The organism is Cellulophaga sp. RHA19 (assembly GCF_002813425.1).
Taxonomy (GTDB): domain Bacteria; phylum Bacteroidota; class Bacteroidia; order Flavobacteriales; family Flavobacteriaceae; genus Cellulophaga.
The window spans coordinates 3,280,476-3,297,558 of record NZ_PHUL01000001.1 but is presented as its reverse complement, the minus strand read 5'-3'; the positions used below and the strand labels follow the sequence as shown (position 1 = coordinate 3,297,558).

Below are 17,083 nucleotides of genomic sequence, written 5' to 3'. Positions count from 1 at the left end.
TGTTAAATGAATAATTCTATTTTATAATAACTTAAATGATGTTAATATACTATTAAACAGCAGTTTAGCTTTGTTTTTAATAATAATTTTTCTTTTGGTGTATGTTTATCTAATTGAAAATAAATAGGTTACATTTTCATAATTTTACTAACTTACCAATTATTAATAACAACCAATTTTATAAAATCTATTATATGAAATCTACCTTTTTAAAAGTTTTTGTTTTTATATTTTTAAGTGTAACCTTCTTTTCATGTGGTTTACAAAGTTCAAAAGTTTTAGTATTTACAAAAACGGAGGGCTTTAGACACGGTTCTATAGAGGATGGTGTTATTGCTTTTGAAAAAATGGCTAAGGAGCATAAGTTTATTGTAGACACTACAGCTAATGCAGATATGTTTACAGAGGCTAATTTAAAGCAGTATAAAGCTGTTGTGTTTTTAAATACTACAGGAGATTTATTAAATGAAAAACAACAAGCTGCTTTTGAAAATTATATTAGATCTGGAGGAGGTTATGTAGGAATACATGCTGCAGCAGATGCAGAATATAGTTGGCCGTGGTATAATAAATTAGTTGGAGGTTATTTTAACGGTCATCCTAAAGTTCAAAAAGCTACTTTACAAGTTGTAGATGATACGCATTCCTCAACAAAAATGTTAGACACTACCTGGGAAAAAGTTGATGAGTGGTATAACTATAAAGATATAAATAAGGATATTAATGTGCTTTTAAATTTAGATGAAAAGAGTTATACTGGTGGTAAAAATGGCGATAAGCATCCTATGGCTTGGTATCATGAGTACGATGGTGGTAGAGCTTTTTATACAGGTTTAGGACACACAAAAGTTACTTTTAAAAATCCAGTGTTTTTGGCACATCTCTATGGAGGTTTGCAGTATGCAATGGGAGAGAAGTAAGTAAAAAAAGCGTCTAGTTTTAAAACTAGACGCTTTTTTTATTTATTTTGAATAACTAATTAATTGCAATTACCTTCCTTAGGTTTTTCAACTTTAGGACAACCTCTTACTTCACTGCTTGGATAAGTAAAAAAATCATCTAGCTCAAAATCTTCATTGGTTTTAGTTATTCTTCCTATAATTATTTCATAACAACCATCTTCACTACCGTTAGCGCAATCAGCGTTGATACTAGCGTTATTTCTAACAGCACTTATAGATGAACCTGTAACACTTTCGTCATCTGGATTATAGCATTTTTCTATTAGTTCTTTTCGTTTATCACATCCAAAATATTTATAGTCTTTTCCTTTAACTTGTGCTCCATAGCCACCAGTAACTGTCACGTCTCCAACGTAGGATTTACTGTCAAACGTACCTAAATTATTTATACCATTAGTATTATTATCTAAAAAACCAGCAGCTATTTGTACTGCATGCGTTGAGTTTATAGCAACAACTCTTTCAACATCTACTCTGCCTTGATCTACTCTGTGAGGAGAAAAATTCATAGCAGCATCACCATTTTTAACGTAAATATCTCTAACCACAATATCGTCTACAGTTTTTTCATTTACCATATTTGTTTCTGCGGCACCAGTTTCTACTCTCATTGTAATGCCGCCTTCACCACTTAAATTTTTACATAAAATACTTCTGCCGGTTTGCATTTGTATAATTCCATAGCCAACATGCATATTAGTCATAAATATATCTTTTATAATACCTTTTGTGGATATTTCATCTGTTTTTGAACTAGAAGGTAGGTTTAAAACAATATTAGAAAACTTAGAGAAGCTATCTGTTAATGTTACCCCAGATAATTTGAAATTTTTCACATTACCAAATTCTACTAATTTAACACCTCCATATTCTCCATTAGGAATATTAGACTTAAACCAGGTACTTTTATCAGTATTATCTTCGTCTAAGCTTGTTATTGCAACGTTTTCTGTATAAAAATCTTCACCAACAACAAATATGGTTATGTTTTTATTTTTAATGTTACCGCTTAAATCTGGTTCTATTATAGCCTCAGAGTCTATTTTTAAATGAATATTAGATCTTAATAATATATCTTTAAAGCAGTATCTGCCCTTAGGTATTCTTATAATCCCTCCACCTTCATTGGATAATGATTCTATTTCGTTATTTAATATATCGCTGTCTATAGGGTTACAATCTCCATTTAAGTTTACTACTATTTGTTTGTTTGGTATTTTGTTTGAGTAAAATCTTTCTTCGTTATCTGTTAATCTATCGTTTGTTGTTTCTCCTGTGTAAACAAGCGGATCATTATTTTTTATAGAGTCTTGTTTTTCATTTGAGTCATCATCTTTATTTGAGCATGATATTATTGTTATAATCATTAATAATGCAGAGATAATTGACTTAAAATTGTTTTTCTTCATTTGTATATTTTTAATTTTTCGCAAATTAAAAACTGTACTAAATGTAATTTGTTTCTAATAGTTTATTAGATGTATTTGTAAGTAAAAAACTGTTAATTGTAAAGTGTAACTATTTGTTTTAGAGGAGTTGGTACTTTACCTTAATTTTGGTTGTAGAAATCGTTTTTAATAAAACTAGGTCAATTATTACTATATACTTAAATCAAATTCCTGCCTTAGTAAGTCTATTACAGGGTTTTTTTCTCTTAATTTTTGGTATTTTTCTTCAGGAGTAAACGCAAACTTTTTTACAGCTTCTTCATTAACTGTAACTTCTAGAGTAATAAAATAATTATTTAGCTCTTTTTTTAGGTATTCCATAAGGTCGTACTTTTCACGTTCAACCTCTTTTTTCATAGTGTCATTAGGTAGTTGTATGCTAATAGTTGTTCTATCCTTTAAGGTAGGAGTGTCACTATTTAAGTTAGAAGCTAAAATACGTTGCCCTTCAGCTTCAATTTTATTTACAAAAATATTCCATAATTCTTGTAGTTTTTCTACAGCAAAGTCTTCATTGGGTAGTTTACTCTCGTCTACAACAACATCAACTTTATTTAATTTGTGCTGTTGTTTTGCTTTTAAGCTAGAAAGAGATAAGCCAGAAACTCTTTTAGGTGCATTTATGTCTAATTTTTTTATTGCGGGAGCTGTAGCTACCTCTGTGGTTGCTGTATTTGTTTTTGATACAGCAGTAGGTGTAACAGATTTTGGAGTAGCAACAGGAGCTGTTTCTGTAGTGGTATTAGCTACTGTAGCTTGCTCTGTATTGGGTGTTGATTCTTTAGCTTTAGTAGTTTGGGTACTATTTGGATTGCTTTTTCTAAAATGAGAAGCAGGTACTAAAGATATAATTTGATTGTGTAAAGCTAGAGATTCAGGATTTTTTTTTTCTCCATCAAAAGTGATAGAGGCTAATTTCATTAAGGCAAGTTCTATTAACAAGCGTTGATTTTTACTTGTTTTGTAATCTAGATCTGCACTGTTTGCAATATCTATTGCTTTTAGTAGAAAAGCATTATTTGTTTGCTGCGTTTGTTCTAAATAGCGTTTTTTAGCTTCGTCCCCAACTTCTAGTAAGTTTATTGTGTTTGGATGCTTACAAACCATTAGATCTCTAAAATGAGATGCTAAGCCAATAATAAAATGGTGTCCATCAAAACCTTTACTAAGTGTTGTGTTAAATAGTATTAGTAATGAAGGGATATCGTTTTGTAATATATAATCTGTAGCAGTAAAGTATGTATCGTAATCTAATACATTTAAGTTTTCTGTAACTGCTTTGCGGGTTAATTGTTTGCCTGAAAAACTAACAACTCTATCAAATATAGAAAGAGCATCTCGCATTGCGCCATCAGCTTTTTGAGCTATAATATGTAAAGCGTCATCATCTGCTTCAATACCTTGGTTTTCTGCAATATATTTTAAATATTCTGCTGCGTCTTTAACTGTAATTCTTTTAAAATCAAATATTTGACAACGAGATAGAATAGTTGGTATAATTTTATGCTTTTCTGTAGTTGCTAAAATAAAAATAGCGTGCTTTGGTGGTTCTTCTAATGTTTTAAGAAAAGCATTAAAAGCAGCCTGAGAAAGCATGTGCACCTCATCTATAATATATACTTTGTATTTACCAACTTGTGGTGGTATACGTACTTGATCTATTAGACTTCTAATACCGTCTACAGAGTTGTTAGATGCAGCATCTAGTTCAAAAATATTAAAAGCAAAGTCTTCTTCAGAGTTTTCTTCTCCGTCAGAGTTTATCATTTTTGCTAAAATACGAGCACACGTAGTTTTACCAACACCTCTAGGACCTGTAAACAACAAAGCTTGTGCTAAATGGTTGTTTTGTATGGCATTTAGAAGTGTATTTGTAATAGCTTGTTGCCCAACAACATCTTTAAATGTTTGGGGTCTATATTTTCTAGCTGATACTACAAATGGTTCCAATTACTATGCTTTTTTTTAGTGAACTACTCTTATATTACAAATATAAAAATACCCTCTTATTTTACCTTGTTTTTTGTAAAGATATAGTACTTACTTATCAACAATTAAATTACCTTTGCCGCGAGCAGGTTACTCTATCGCTTTACAAACTTGATTTGTAAAGAGGAAAGTCCGGACACCATAGTGTAGCATAGCGGGTAACGCCCGTCCGTTGTAAAACGAGGACAAGTGCAGCAGAAAGTATGTACAGGTAATGCTGTAGTGAAACCAGGTAAACTCTATGCGGTGCAACGCCATGTAAATTAGCGCTATAAGGGTACACGCCCAAGCTAAAGGGTAGGCGGTTTGAGCTTTTGGGTAACCAAAAGTCTAGATAAATGATAGAGGAGCTACTTATTGGCTTTACAGAATCCGGCTTATGACCTGCTCTTTTTTAAGCTTCATTTTTAATTTCAAAAAAACTAAAAACACTGCCACCATATCTTTTTAGGTATGAAAAATTTGGTAAATCTTCTAAATCTGTGTGTTTAGAGTGTTCTACAATTAACAAACCATCTTCAGTAAGCAAGTCGTTTTTAAAAACTAACTCAGGTATTTTGGCAAAATTTTCTTTAGAGAAATCGTAAGGAGGATCTGCAAAAACAATAGTAGATTTAATAGATGTACGTTCTAGATACTTAAAAACATCACTTTTAATAGTAGATATATCTACCTCTAAATCTTTAGCAGTCTGACTAATAAATTTTATACAACCATAGTCTGCATCTACGCAAATAATATTTTCTGTTCCGCGAGAAGCAAACTCATAGCTTATGTTACCAGTGCCAGCAAATAGGTCTAATACACTTATATCTTCAAAATAATAATGGTTATTTAAAATATTAAATAGGGCTTCTTTAGCCATATCTGTTGTTGGTCTAACGGGCAATTTTTTTGGTGCTGTTAGCCTTTTACTTTTAAATTTTCCTGATATTATGCGCATTATAAAGCGTTTAAAGCGGTAAAGTCTATATTTTTTTTAGTAAAATCTCCTAGTTGAAATGTACTATGGTCTGGTGCGTACACACAAATGTTTTTAAAATGATTGTAGCAATTTTTGTAAATAGTACTATCTTCTTCTATGTCTCCAAACAAGCGAAGCAAAACAGTTTCATTATTTAATTTTAATTGTTCGCACGTAAAAAGTAAATAATATAAAAAGTCTTCTGTGGTAGTATATTCAAAACTATTAAAAAGGAGTAATTTCTTTTTGTCAATTATAATAATATCCATTTGTCTTTCAGATGCATATACATAACAAGTAATATCGTTATTTGTATTTGCATTTAATAAAGATGATGTTATAATTGAAGAACTGTGTTTGTATGTAAAATCACCAAACAGATCGTAAATGTAGTTGTTAATGTTTACCAATGGTACAAAAACATTTACAATGTCAAAGTTTGCAATTTCATCTTGTGCTATAAGATCTGTTGCTAAAACTTTTGTGTTGTATTTTAGATAATTATGAGCTTCATCTTCTACAAATAAAGATTTTGGAACAAAGCAAAATAGCGTATTTCTGTGTGTGGCTATTACTTCTGCGTAAGTATTATTGGTAATGTTATGTTCTTTTAACATAGTTACCAATTCTTTTTCTAGCTCTAAACTATCAAGTTCGGTATCAAATATTTTTCTTTCAGAAGCCAATACAGTATTATCTAGAGTATCAACAACACAAAAAGAAAGTCCATTCAAACTAATTTGAATGGACAATTTTTTATAATTAGATGTAGTATCTAATGTATTATTTTTTTGCTTTTCTGTCATAAATTGGAGGCCAGTTACCACTAGTGCTTACATCTTGTAAGTCACCAACTATAATTTCAGTACCATTTATTTCTTCAACACTATTTTGAGCATTTTCTCTAGCTACTAAGTCTTTTGGCTGATCGTATAAAACTACATCTTTTTCAACAAATGCTTTAAATACAGATACTTGTTTACCACCTTTTTCAATAGTAGAAGTACTCATTTGTATTTCAGCTTTACCATCTTTAGAGAAAGGAACAAACTTAAGTGTTTTATATCTGTCATCATTCTTAAATAAAGAATCTTTTACAGGTATAATATTTAATGTATCTACAATTTTTACATCTCTTTGTAAATCAATACCAAAGTCTTTATCATACTCCATATAAGAAGAGTCTCTTTGCTGTATAATGTAGTAGTTTCCGTTATCAACAAACTTAACTAAAGCATTAAAGTTAGGAGCAAATTTACCAGTGGCAGATTTGTGAGCTTCTTGTATGTTTCTAATATCTTTTAAAGAATTAACTACAGCTTGGAAGCGCTCTTGTTTTACTTTTTTAAACTCTATAGGACCATTTACAGATTGGTATATCATGTATCCAAAAAAGATAGCTGCTAACCAAAGAACAATTTTAATTACGGTTTTCATTATTATAATGTTGTTTTTATTTAGTGGTTTGACACAAATCTACAATTTTTTTTTAATCACAAAAGTATTTCACCTTAAATTTCATCATTATCTTTGAACACTTATGAATCTACCCACCCCTACATCATTCTTTAATATTTTAAAAGAAAAATTTCCTTTTGAGCCTACTTTAAAGCAGCTCATCACTTTAGAGAAGCTTTCTCAGTTTTTATTATCTAAAAATAAGGACAATCTTTTTCTTTTAAAAGGTTACGCAGGTACAGGAAAAACCACAATTATTGGAACTATAGTTACAAATTTGTGGAATATAAAAATGAAAGCTGTGCTTTTAGCTCCAACTGGTAGGGCTGCAAAAGTTATGTCTAACTATGCAAATACAAAGGCTTTAACCATACATAAAAAAATATATTTTCCTAAAAAGCAAAGTGGAGGAGGTGTGCAGTTTACATTGGCACCAAACAAACACAGAGACACAATTTTTGTTGTAGATGAGGCATCTATGATACCTGATGCACCAACTGACTCTAAACTTTTTGAAAACGGATCTTTACTAGATGATCTAATGTCTTATGTATATTCTGGACACAATTGTAAACTTGTTTTAATAGGAGATACGGCTCAATTACCACCTGTTAGGTTAGATATTAGTCCGGCTTTGGATGAAGACAGGTTATCTTTAAATTACAATAAAGATGTAACCAGGGTAGAACTAGATGAAGTTATGAGGCAAGCTGAAGACTCTGGTATTTTAATGAACGCCACCAATTTAAGAGAGCAATTACACGGCAATTTTTTTGATGATTTTAAGTTTGATGTGAATCCGTACAAAGACGTAGTACGTTTAATAGAAGGTAATGACATTCTAGAAGCTATAGAAGATTCTTATTCTAAAAATGGAAAAGAAGAAACAGCTTTTATAGTGCGCTCTAACAAAAGAGCAAATTTGTACAATGCAAATATTAGAAACAGAATTTTATATCTAGAAAATGTTATTTCTACTGGTGATTATATGATGGTAGTTAAAAATAATTATTTCTGGATAAAACCAACCACAGAGGCTGGTTTTATTGCTAACGGAGATATATTAGAGGTACTAGAAATTTTTGCAATAAAAGAATTATATGGTTTTAGGTTTGCAGAGGTTAATGTAAAAATGGTAGATTATCCTAATATGCCAGCTTTTGAAACCGTTTTACTTTTAGATACTATAGATGCAGAAACACCATCTTTACCTTATGAAGAAAGTAATAGGTTGTACCAAGAGGTAATGTTAGACTACGCAGATGAAACCTCTAAATATAAAAAGTTTTTAAAGGTTAAAAATAACAAGTATTTTAATGCGCTACAGGTAAAATTCTCCTATGCTATTACTTGTCACAAGAGTCAGGGCGGGCAATGGGACACTGTGTTTGTAGAGCAACCATATTTGCCTAATGGTATAGATAAAGATTATCTACGTTGGTTATATACTGCAGTAACAAGAGCTAAAAAACAATTGTATTTAATAGGATTTAAGAACGATTTTTTTCTTGATTGGGAATAGCCTATTTTTGGTACAATATATGTGTATAACTAACCATATAGCTGCTTTTAAGAGCAACTTAAACACATAAAACCATTACAAATGACATCAGAAACCATTATTAGTATTTTTTTAGGGATAGGCTTGGCTACATCTGTAGGCTTTAGAGTCTTTTTACCTTTATTTGCATTAAGTTTAGCCTCTTACTTTGGTGTATGGGAGCTAAATGAAAGTTGGAACTGGATTGGGAGCTTACCAGCTTTAATAGTTTTAGGAGTAGCAACAGTAGTAGAAATTTTTGCTTATTTTATTCCTTGGGTAGACAATATATTAGATTCTGCTGCCATACCTTTGGCTGCAATTGCAGGTACCGCAGTTATGGTATCTACAGTTGCAAATTTAGATCCAGTTATAACTTGGTCCTTGGCAATTATTGCTGGTGGTGGTACAGCTAGCGCTATTAAAGGTACTTCTGCCGCAACAAGATTAACATCTACGGCTACAACAGGTGGTTTAGCAAACCCAATTGTAGCAACTGTAGAAACAGGCACAGCTGTGGTTGTATCTACAGCAACCATTGTAGCTCCTGTAATTGGAGCTGTTTTGGTAGTAATAATACTAGCATTAATTTTTAGAATGTACAGAAAATTAATGCCCAAACGTAAAAAATAGAAAAAGAGATACATGAAGATTATTGCAATGATTCCTGCGCGTTATGCAGCATCTAGATTTCCAGGTAAACTAATGCAAAATTTAGCGGGTAAGCCCGTAATTGTTAGAACTTATGAAACAGCTGTAAAAACAAATTTATTTGATGATGTATTTGTAGTTACAGACAGCGATACTATTTACAATACTATTACAAAAGCTGGTGGCAAAGCTATAATGAGTATTAAGGAGCATGAGTGTGGTAGCGACCGTATAGCTGAGGCTGTAGAAAATATGGATGTAGATATTGTTTTTAATATTCAGGGTGATGAGCCTTTTACTCCAAAAGAGGGATTAGAAGAGTTGTTATCTGTTTTTAAAAACGACGATAAAAAAGAAATAGATCTGGCCACTATTATGTCTGAAATGACAAATGAAGAAGATATTAAAGATCCAAACTTTGTAAAAGTTATAGTAGATAACAGAAATTTTGCACTGTATTTTTCTCGTTCTCCAATACCATATCCTAGAGAAAAAAATGTAGATCTAAAATACTACGAGCATAAAGGTGTTTATGCTTTTAGAAAATCTGCATTAATGGATTTTTATAATTTACCAATGTTGCCTTTAGAAGCATCAGAAAAAGTAGAGTGTATACGCTATTTAGAATATGGTAAAAAAATAAAAATGATTGTAGATAATACATCTGGTATAGAGATAGATACGCCAGAGGATTTAGAAAGAGCACAGGCAGAATGGAAGTAGACTACAAGAATATAAAAGTTATTGGTTTTGATGCCGATGACACGCTTTGGGTTAATGAAACGTACTTTAGAGAGGCAGAAGAACGTTTTGCAGAGCTGTTAGAAGGGTATGAGACTAAAAACAAAATAGATCAAGAGCTTTTTAAAATGGAAATGCAAAATTTAGGTCGGTACGGATACGGCATAAAAGCATTTGTATTGTCTATGGTAGAGTCTGCTTTAGAACTGTCTAACAATAAAGTAAACAATTCTGTAATAGCTAAAATTTTAGATATAGGTAAAGAGATGATAGAGCAACCGGTAGAGTTATTACCAGGTGTTGAGTCTGTTTTACAAAAGCTTCAGTCTAAATACAGATTAATAGTTTTAACTAAAGGAGATTTATTAGATCAAGAACAAAAGTTAGAAAAATCTGGATTAAAAAAATACTTTCATCACGTAGAAGTTTTAAGTGATAAAAAGGAAGAGAACTATAAAAACTTGTTAGATCACCTTCAAATTAAAACATCAGAATTTATAATGCTTGGTAATTCTTTAAAGTCTGATGTGTTACCTATTGTTAAGCTGGGTGCACAAGCGGTACACATTCCTTTTCATACCACTTGGGTTCATGAAACGGTATCTAAAGAAGAAGAGGAATCTAATACCTATTTAACTTTAGACAAGATTGAAGATATTTTGGACTATTTAAAATAACATTTTTTTAGAATAAGAAATTCATATAACAAGATAGGTTTGCTTAAATTTGTCTTATCATACTTAATAGATATAATACTATGACAACATATAGAAATTTCCCAATGGTACCTAGAGTAATTTTTGGGAACGGTAGTTTTAGCCAAATAGGAGATATTTTAAAATTGAAACGTAAAAGTGCGAATGCACCTTTTATTTTTTTAATTGATGATGTTTTTAAAGGTAAAGAGTTAGCTGCCAGAATACCTTTGGTAGAGAATGATAAAACTATATTTGTTTCATCAGAATTTGAACCAAAAACATACCAAGTAGATGCTCTAGTAGAACAAATAAAAGCAGAGTATAATGAGTTGCCTTCTGGTATTATAGGTATTGGTGGTGGTACATTGTTAGATATGGCAAAGGCTGTAGCTATTATGTTAACCAACCCAGGTAGTTCTGCAGAATACCAAGGATGGGATTTGGTTAAAAACCCAGCTATTTATCACGTTGGTGTACCTACAATTAGTGGTACAGGTGCAGAGGTTTCTAGAACAACAGTATTATTAGGCCCAGAACGTAAATTGGGTATAAATTCAGATTACACTCCTTTTGATCAAGTTGTATTAGATCCAGATTTAACACAAGGCGTACCAAAAGATCAGTGGTTTTACACAGGTATGGATTGCTACATACATTGTGTAGAGTCTTTAGAAGGTACTTTTTTAAATGCATTTAGTCAAAGTTATGGCGAAAAAGCAATGGAGCTTTGTAATGATGTGTATTTAAAAGATATTCCAGAAGACGAGTCTAGAGACAAATTAATGATGGCATCTTGGCACGGCGGTATGAGTATTGCTTACTCACAAGTAGGTGTAGCACATGCGTTAAGTTACGGTTTGTCTTATTTGTTAGGAGTAAAACATGGTATAGGAAACTGTTTAGTGTTTAATCATTTAGAAGAGTTTTATCCTGAAGGTGTAAAATTGTTTTATAAAATGATGGATAAACATAATATTACATTACCAACTGGTATTTGTAAAGATCTTACTGAAGATGAGTTTACAACTATGATTAATGTTGCCTTAAGCTTAGAGCCGCTTTGGGAAAATGCTTTAGGTAAAGATTGGAAAAAAACTGCAACACCAGAGAAATTAAGATCTATTTACGCAAAAATATAATAGACTTTTATATAATTTAAAAAAAGCCGAAAGTGTGTATGCACTTTCGGCTTTTTTTGTAGTAATTTTATAAATAACTATAAATAAAATAAAATGTACGCTATAATAGGTGCTGGTATTGGAGGTTTAACAACGGCTTTGGCTTTTAAAAAGTTAGGTATACCGTATCATTTATACGAAAAAGCAGAAAGTATTAATGCTATTGGAGCAGGAATATGGTTGGCTCCAAATGCACTAAAAGTGTATGAGTGGTTGGGTATTTTAGATCAGATTAAAGATGCAGGTAACTCTATAGATCGTATAACAATAGCAACAGCAGATTTAAAACCACTTACAGACAGTAGACAAGATGAAGCTAAAGAGGAGTATGGTTATTCTACTATTGCTATACATAGGGCAGAATTGCAAAAAGTACTGGCTAAAAATGTAGCTAATTCTAATATTAGCTGGGGAAAAGGTCTGGAGAGTTACACAGAAACTAATAAAGGAGTAGAACTTCAGTTTTTAGATGCTACTACAACTACGGTAGATTTTGTAATTGCAGCAGACGGTATAAACTCTGTAATACGTAAGCAACTATTTCCAGAGAGTAAAATTAGATATAGCGGACAAACCTGTTGGCGTGGCGTTACAGAGTATAAATTGCCAGAAGAATTTAATCATCGTGGTTTAGAAATGTGGGGAAAAGAAACAAGGTTTGGTATATCTAAGCTTTCTAAAGATAAAACTTCGTGGTTTGCGGTAGTTAAGAGTAAGCCATTTTTAACGGATGATAGAGAGACTTTAAAAGAGGATTTACTTAAAAAGTATAATGATTATACAACTGTAGTTAAAGATTTAATTGAGAATACAGAAACAAGTAATATCCTTAGAAATGACATTATAGATCTTAAACCAATTAAAAAATGGTATTCAGATAAGGTATGTTTGTTAGGTGATGCAGGCCACGCTACAACACCAAATATGGGGCAGGGTGGTGCGCAAGCAATTGAAGACGCCTATTTTTTAGCTAAAATTATTGTTGAAAATAAAACGAAAAATGCATTTGAAGAATTTCAAAAAGTACGTTATAAAAAAGTTTCTTCTATTGTAAACCAGTCTTGGATAACAGGTAAAATAGCACATTTAGGCTTTGGATCTATAATTAGGAATATGGTTTTTAAAAACCTTCCTAAATCTTTAATTGATAAAAAAATGCATTACGTTTATAAATTAGATAACGAGTAGTGTATTTTTGCGGTAGAAAAAGAGATAAATTTTAAGAAGAGAGATTGATGATGCACGCAATAGCTAAATTTATATATTTTAAAATAATGGGGTGGACTCTAAATGGGTCTTTTCCAAAAATTGATAAATGTGTTGTAATAGTTGTACCACACACTAGCAATTTAGATTTTTTCTTAGGCTTGCTTATACGTAGAGTTCTTAATGAAGAGTTTAATTTTGTTGGAAAAAAAAGCTTGTTTAAATGGCCTTATGGTTGGTATTTTAGATGGCAAGGCGGTATGCCAATAGACCGTACAAAGAGTAATAATTTTGTTGATGCTTGTGCAGACTTGATAAAAAACACTAGCAAAATACATTTAACCCTAGCACCAGAAGGTACACGTAGTAAAGTTTCTAAATGGAAAACAGGGTTTTATTACATTGCAAAACAAGCAAATGTACCTGTAGTTATGGTGGCATTTGATTATGGTAAAAAAGAAATAAAAATATCTGAAGCTCTAGGTACTACAGATAATACAGAATTAGATTTTAAAACCTACGAAGCTTTTTTTGAAGGAGTAGAAGGTAGGGTTAAAAATAATATGTAGTTTTTGTATTGATAATAAAATAAGTAAAGCTGAACAATTTAAAATTGTTCAGCTTTTTTAATATGTTTAATTTATTTAGGATAAAAATTATAAATAAAATTAGATTTTATATAATTCATCTATTTAATTAAAAAACGAATTGTTTCACTATCAATAAATAAAATATAAACACCTTTTTTTAAGTTACTTACATCTAAAGATGTTATATCTTCTGCAACAGCAATACTTCCGTTTATAACAGCTATTCCGGTTGAGTTATAGATATTGAATAAGTGTTCTTTTTTTGATAATCCAGTTATATATAAAATATTATCTACAGGATTTGGGTGTATAGTTAGCTTTTTAGGAGTACTACTTTCTAATTCTAAATTACCTCCAGTATTAATTAAACTTCTGGTGTTAGGTAATACAACTTCAGCTTTTTGAAAACCTGTACCCTGAGAACCAGCTAAAACATAGGGTTTGTTTTCGTTTGATACGTCTATGGCATTAAATAAAGGGTAAGCAGCGCCATTATTTTGTTTAGTCCACGTAGCGCCGGCATTGTTAGAAAACCATATACCATTACTTCCATTAAGTAATCCTCCAGAACCAATGGCACTTGAAGATGTAGCATAAATAATATTTGAGTTTTTTGGCATAATAGCTACTTTTCTCATATACTTATCCGTAAGAATTTTTTCCCAGCTGTTTCCTTTATTTTTACTAAGGTATAAACCTCTGTTTTCTCCAAAACCTGTTACTGCAACATATACCCAATTTGCATTGTTTGGATCTGTAACAATATCACTAATCCCTTTATATGATTTAATTCTAATGTCTAAATCATTATTATTACTTGGTAAATCACTTAATTGATTTACTTTTTGCCAATTGTCCCCACCGTTCGTAGACCTCCATAAACCTTTAGTGCCTCCTGCATAAACAATGTTACCGTTAAAGTTATCTACTTGGGTATGATTGCAAAATTTTCCTTGTAATACTCTAGACCAATTATTTCCGTCATCTTTACTTCTATATACATCTCCATTAGCTGTTACATAAAGGGTTCTATTGCTAACGGGGCTTTTTGTATTAATAGAAAGGCCATTTACATATTTTTTAGATAAAATTCCTTTATTTTTTTCTACCCAACTAGACCTTTCTCCTTTGTTTGTGCTTTTAAGTATGTAACCTTCTTTACAAGTAACCCAAACAACATTAGACCTAGAAGGGTCTGATGCAATAGAATGAAAGTTTCCACCTCTTCCATTTCCCCAACCGTATTTTGCGTCGTCAGTGTTACAGTTCTCCCAAGTTTTCCCTTTGTTTAAGCTTCTCCATATACCCATATCAGCAAGTGCTAGGTAAATTAAATTTGGGTCTTTTTTACTTATTTCTGCATCTATATTAACCAAATTGTCTACCCCAGTACTTTGCCAATCTTTAGCTCCTTCTTTATTACTGTGCATTACAGTAAATTTTTTACCTCCGTCTTTGGATCCCAATACCCATTGCGAATTTGTCCAGTATAAGTTATTTGGATTAGACGGGTCTTGTGCTATTGTTCTGCTATACCCATCGCCAATACTGCCGTAAGTACCTTGTGTATTTCCTTGAGATGCTGTTTCCCAGGTTGATACATCTCCTAGTTTTGTGAAATTTGTACCCTTATTTTGTGAGACCCAAGTTCCCGAACGAGGATTCCAAGTGGCAGTAGCCCTAGTGTCTATAGTTGTAACATTAGAATTTATTGGATTAATTAATATAATACCTCCTCTTTCTTGTATTTGAAACCAAGAGTTACCTCCATTAGTACTTTTATAAAGCTTACTATCTAAACCTTCTGTCCAGAATTTATTACTACAGTCAGCTTTTACAGCGGTAAGGTATTGTGTATTAGGATTATTTGGGTCAATTGCAAAATCTGCTACTTCTGTAAATCCTCCAAAATTATTGTTTGCAGTTATGTTTTTCCAATTTTTACCTCCATTGGTACTTTTATAAACATCTGCTACAGCACATACAGGTCTTCCTTTTCCTGTTATAACGTACACTTCATTTGCTTTTTTAGGATTTACTACAACTTTAATTATTCTAGTATTAGGTAAATCTACATCTACTCTTTTCCAAGTATTTCCTTCATTAACAGTACGCCAAATTTCTGCATTTAAAGTGTTCCAGTTTCCTTGATGTCTTGCAGCATAACCTATAGATGGGTTATTGGTGCCAAACTCAATATCACTTATATATCCTTTGTTACCATCAGGTAGCACAACTCTCCAAGAATCTCCTCCGTTTGTAGTTTTGTAAAGTCCGTTACTGGCCACAAACATTACATTACCTTTAGTTTTATGAAATCCCATACCAGATATATGAGTTCCACTAATTCCTCTAGAGTTACCACAAACGTCCCAAGTTTTCCCTCCATCTTTGCTTCTATAAGCTCCACTTAAATCACTTCCGGCTAATACAATGCCAGATTTGCTTACTCCAATAGACCCAAACCAACCACCACCTCCGGGGTTTGTTCTTTGCCAATTATGGTTTTGTGAGTTTAAAATAATTGAAGTAAGTAACAGCCAAAAAAAAGTAATACATTTTTTCATTTTTAAAAATTAATAGGTTAATATAAAATCATAGTAGGTTATTAAACCTATTATAAATGTATTAATTTTCTTACAAAAAAATGTATTTAGATGTAATTTAATATTTTATTAATTAAGCTGCATTAGCTCATAGGTAGTTGCTAATGTGGTTGTTTGATATAAAAAAGCCTCCAAAATAATATTTTTGAAGGCCTTTTGTATTGTATTTAATATATATTATTCTTGCATAGAATGATAAACGTTTTGTACGTCATCATCTTCTTCTAATTTTTCTAAAAGCTTTTCTACTTCTGCAACGTGCTCTTCATTATCAAGAGCTTTTGTTACTTGTGGTATACGCTCAAAACCTGAAGATAATATTTCTAACTCTCTAGATTCTAACTCTTTTTGTATGGCACCAAAACTTTCAAAAGGAGCATATATTAAAATGCCATCATCATCTACAAAGACTTCTTCTGCACCAAAATCTATTAACTCTAGTTCTAGTTCTTCTGGGTCTAAACCTTCAGCAGGTATTCTAAAGTTACAAGTATGGTCAAACATAAATTCTACAGAACCAGAAGTACCTAAATTACCGTTACATTTATTAAAGTAACTACGTACGTTAGCAACAGTTCTTGTATTGTTGTCTGTAGCTGTTTCTACTAAAATAGCAATACCGTGTGGTGCATATCCTTCAAAAAGAACTTCTTTAAAGTCTCCTAAACTTTTGTCTGATGCTCTTTTAATAGCACGCTCTACGTTATCTTTAGGCATATTTACAGACTTTGCATTCTGGATAATAGCCCTTAAGCGAGAGTTAGAATCTGGATCTGGACCACCTTCTTTAACTGCCATTACAATGTCTTTACCAATACGAGTAAATGCTTTAGACATTGCAGACCAACGCTTCATTTTACGTGCCTTTCTAAACTCAAACGCTCTTCCCATAAATTAAAATGCTATAAAAATTAGTATAAAAGCAAATTTAAGAAATTTTAAGACCGTAGCAAATGATGGTTAATCTTTTAGCCAACTAAATTGAGTTTTTTGTAAAAAAAAAAGAGAGTAGCCAATTGGCTACTCTCTTTTTAAAAGTTATTTGTGAATTA

The 17,083-nt window shown here is 31.7% G+C and carries 15 protein-coding genes and 1 other RNA gene; 9 read left to right on the top strand and 7 right to left on the bottom strand.

The genetic code is table 11. From position 1 onward, the window contains the following. The first annotated feature begins 194 nt into the window (after positions 1-194). Positions 195-920, top strand: a complete 726-nt coding sequence (locus AX016_RS14500) for a ThuA domain-containing protein (RefSeq protein WP_100896295.1) — start codon at positions 195-197, stop codon at positions 918-920. Positions 921-979: 59 nt separating this feature from the next. On the opposite strand, the gene AX016_RS14495 is transcribed toward AX016_RS14500, so the two are convergent. Together AX016_RS14495 and AX016_RS14490 are read right to left on the bottom strand one after the other, a co-directional pair. Next, positions 980-2,371 carry a hypothetical protein gene (locus AX016_RS14495; RefSeq protein WP_100896294.1) on the bottom strand — a complete coding sequence of 464 codons (1,392 nt, stop codon included), beginning with the start codon at positions 2,369-2,371 and terminating at the stop codon, positions 980-982. 189 nt (positions 2,372-2,560) lie between these two features. Further along, positions 2,561-4,360 carry a DNA polymerase III subunit gamma/tau gene (locus tag AX016_RS14490; protein ID WP_100896293.1) on the bottom strand — a complete coding sequence of 600 codons (1,800 nt, stop codon included), beginning with the start codon at positions 4,358-4,360 and terminating at the stop codon, positions 2,561-2,563. A gap of 121 nt (positions 4,361-4,481) precedes the next feature. Here AX016_RS14490 and rnpB point away from each other — a divergent pair. Then, positions 4,482-4,794, top strand: an RNA gene (gene rnpB / locus AX016_RS14485) — RNase P RNA component class A. Here rnpB and AX016_RS14480 read toward each other — a convergent pair. From AX016_RS14480 to AX016_RS14470, 3 genes are read right to left on the bottom strand one after another with little or no spacing between them, the layout of a single operon-like run. Further along, a complete protein-coding gene (locus AX016_RS14480) occupies positions 4,794-5,342 on the bottom strand; it encodes an RsmD family RNA methyltransferase (protein WP_100896292.1) in 549 nt (182 codons plus the stop codon). The two genes, rnpB and AX016_RS14480, sit on opposite strands and share 1 nt — an antisense overlap. After that, on the bottom strand, positions 5,342-6,169 hold the full coding sequence (locus AX016_RS14475) for a DUF3822 family protein (RefSeq protein WP_100896291.1): 828 nt from the start codon (positions 6,167-6,169) through the stop codon (positions 5,342-5,344). Before AX016_RS14475 ends, AX016_RS14480 begins: the two co-directional genes overlap by 1 nt. Further along, a complete protein-coding gene (locus AX016_RS14470) occupies positions 6,147-6,800 on the bottom strand; it encodes a hypothetical protein (RefSeq protein WP_100896290.1) in 654 nt (217 codons plus the stop codon). The genes AX016_RS14475 and AX016_RS14470 overlap by 23 nt, the downstream gene beginning before the upstream one ends. Positions 6,801-6,903: 103 nt before the next feature. Between AX016_RS14470 and AX016_RS14465 the strand changes: the two genes are divergently transcribed. The 7 genes from AX016_RS14465 to AX016_RS14435 all read left to right on the top strand — a co-directional run bounded on the left by AX016_RS14465 (position 6,904) and on the right by AX016_RS14435 (position 13,404). Then, positions 6,904-8,343, top strand: a complete 1,440-nt coding sequence (locus tag AX016_RS14465) for an ATP-dependent DNA helicase (RefSeq protein WP_100896289.1) — start codon at positions 6,904-6,906, stop codon at positions 8,341-8,343. Positions 8,344-8,424: 81 nt separating this feature from the next. Continuing rightward, the gene (locus tag AX016_RS14460) at positions 8,425-8,994 is read left to right on the top strand and encodes a DUF4126 domain-containing protein (protein WP_100896288.1); all 570 of its coding nucleotides are present in this window, start codon (positions 8,425-8,427) and stop codon (positions 8,992-8,994) included. 12 nt (positions 8,995-9,006) lie between these two features. Further along, the gene (gene kdsB / locus AX016_RS14455) at positions 9,007-9,735 is read left to right on the top strand and encodes a 3-deoxy-manno-octulosonate cytidylyltransferase (protein ID WP_100896287.1); all 729 of its coding nucleotides are present in this window, start codon (positions 9,007-9,009) and stop codon (positions 9,733-9,735) included. After that, positions 9,726-10,430: an HAD family hydrolase gene (locus tag AX016_RS14450; RefSeq protein ID WP_100896286.1), complete on the top strand. Its 705-nt coding sequence runs from the start codon at positions 9,726-9,728 to the stop codon at positions 10,428-10,430. Before kdsB ends, AX016_RS14450 begins: the two co-directional genes overlap by 10 nt. A gap of 80 nt (positions 10,431-10,510) precedes the next feature. Continuing rightward, positions 10,511-11,590 carry an iron-containing alcohol dehydrogenase family protein gene (locus AX016_RS14445; protein WP_100896285.1) on the top strand — a complete coding sequence of 360 codons (1,080 nt, stop codon included), beginning with the start codon at positions 10,511-10,513 and terminating at the stop codon, positions 11,588-11,590. Between the two features lie 93 nt (positions 11,591-11,683). After that, complete coding sequence (locus AX016_RS14440; RefSeq protein WP_100896284.1) at positions 11,684-12,817, top strand: FAD-dependent monooxygenase; 1,134 nt, start codon at positions 11,684-11,686, stop codon at positions 12,815-12,817. Between the two features lie 50 nt (positions 12,818-12,867). Beyond that, positions 12,868-13,404 (top strand): 1-acyl-sn-glycerol-3-phosphate acyltransferase, encoded by a 537-nt coding sequence (locus AX016_RS14435; RefSeq protein ID WP_198519470.1) that lies wholly within the window; start codon positions 12,868-12,870, stop codon positions 13,402-13,404. A 119-nt stretch (positions 13,405-13,523) separates the two neighbouring features. Here AX016_RS14435 and AX016_RS14430 read toward each other — a convergent pair whose 3' ends face one another. Both AX016_RS14430 and AX016_RS14425 read right to left on the bottom strand, forming a co-directional pair. Next, positions 13,524-15,992, bottom strand: a complete 2,469-nt coding sequence (locus AX016_RS14430) for a VPS10 domain-containing protein (RefSeq protein WP_100896282.1) — start codon at positions 15,990-15,992, stop codon at positions 13,524-13,526. A gap of 216 nt (positions 15,993-16,208) precedes the next feature. Beyond that, entirely contained in the window at positions 16,209-16,922 is a 714-nt protein-coding gene (locus tag AX016_RS14425; protein WP_100896281.1) for a YebC/PmpR family DNA-binding transcriptional regulator, read from the bottom strand. Positions 16,923-17,083: the final 161 nt, after the last annotated feature.

Bases quoted from the DNA above. Each gene is read 5' to 3' on its own strand.
- AX016_RS14480 (WP_100896292.1), bottom strand. From the start codon at position 5,342: ATGCGCATAATATCAGGAAAATTTAAAAGTAAAAGGCTAACAGCACCA.
- AX016_RS14460 (WP_100896288.1), top strand. From the start codon at position 8,425: ATGACATCAGAAACCATTATTAGTATTTTTTTAGGGATAGGCTTGGCT.
- AX016_RS14450 (WP_100896286.1), top strand. From the start codon at position 9,726: ATGGAAGTAGACTACAAGAATATAAAAGTTATTGGTTTTGATGCCGAT.
- AX016_RS14495 (WP_100896294.1), bottom strand. From the start codon at position 2,371: ATGAAGAAAAACAATTTTAAGTCAATTATCTCTGCATTATTAATGATT.
- AX016_RS14475 (WP_100896291.1), bottom strand. From the start codon at position 6,169: ATGACAGAAAAGCAAAAAAATAATACATTAGATACTACATCTAATTAT.
- AX016_RS14500 (WP_100896295.1), top strand. From the start codon at position 195: ATGAAATCTACCTTTTTAAAAGTTTTTGTTTTTATATTTTTAAGTGTA.
- AX016_RS14465 (WP_100896289.1), top strand. From the start codon at position 6,904: ATGAATCTACCCACCCCTACATCATTCTTTAATATTTTAAAAGAAAAA.
- AX016_RS14470 (WP_100896290.1), bottom strand. From the start codon at position 6,800: ATGAAAACCGTAATTAAAATTGTTCTTTGGTTAGCAGCTATCTTTTTT.
- AX016_RS14430 (WP_100896282.1), bottom strand. From the start codon at position 15,992: ATGAAAAAATGTATTACTTTTTTTTGGCTGTTACTTACTTCAATTATT.
- AX016_RS14440 (WP_100896284.1), top strand. From the start codon at position 11,684: ATGTACGCTATAATAGGTGCTGGTATTGGAGGTTTAACAACGGCTTTG.
- AX016_RS14445 (WP_100896285.1), top strand. From the start codon at position 10,511: ATGACAACATATAGAAATTTCCCAATGGTACCTAGAGTAATTTTTGGG.
- kdsB (WP_100896287.1), top strand. From the start codon at position 9,007: ATGAAGATTATTGCAATGATTCCTGCGCGTTATGCAGCATCTAGATTT.
- AX016_RS14435 (WP_198519470.1), top strand. From the start codon at position 12,868: ATGCACGCAATAGCTAAATTTATATATTTTAAAATAATGGGGTGGACT.
- AX016_RS14425 (WP_100896281.1), bottom strand. From the start codon at position 16,922: ATGGGAAGAGCGTTTGAGTTTAGAAAGGCACGTAAAATGAAGCGTTGG.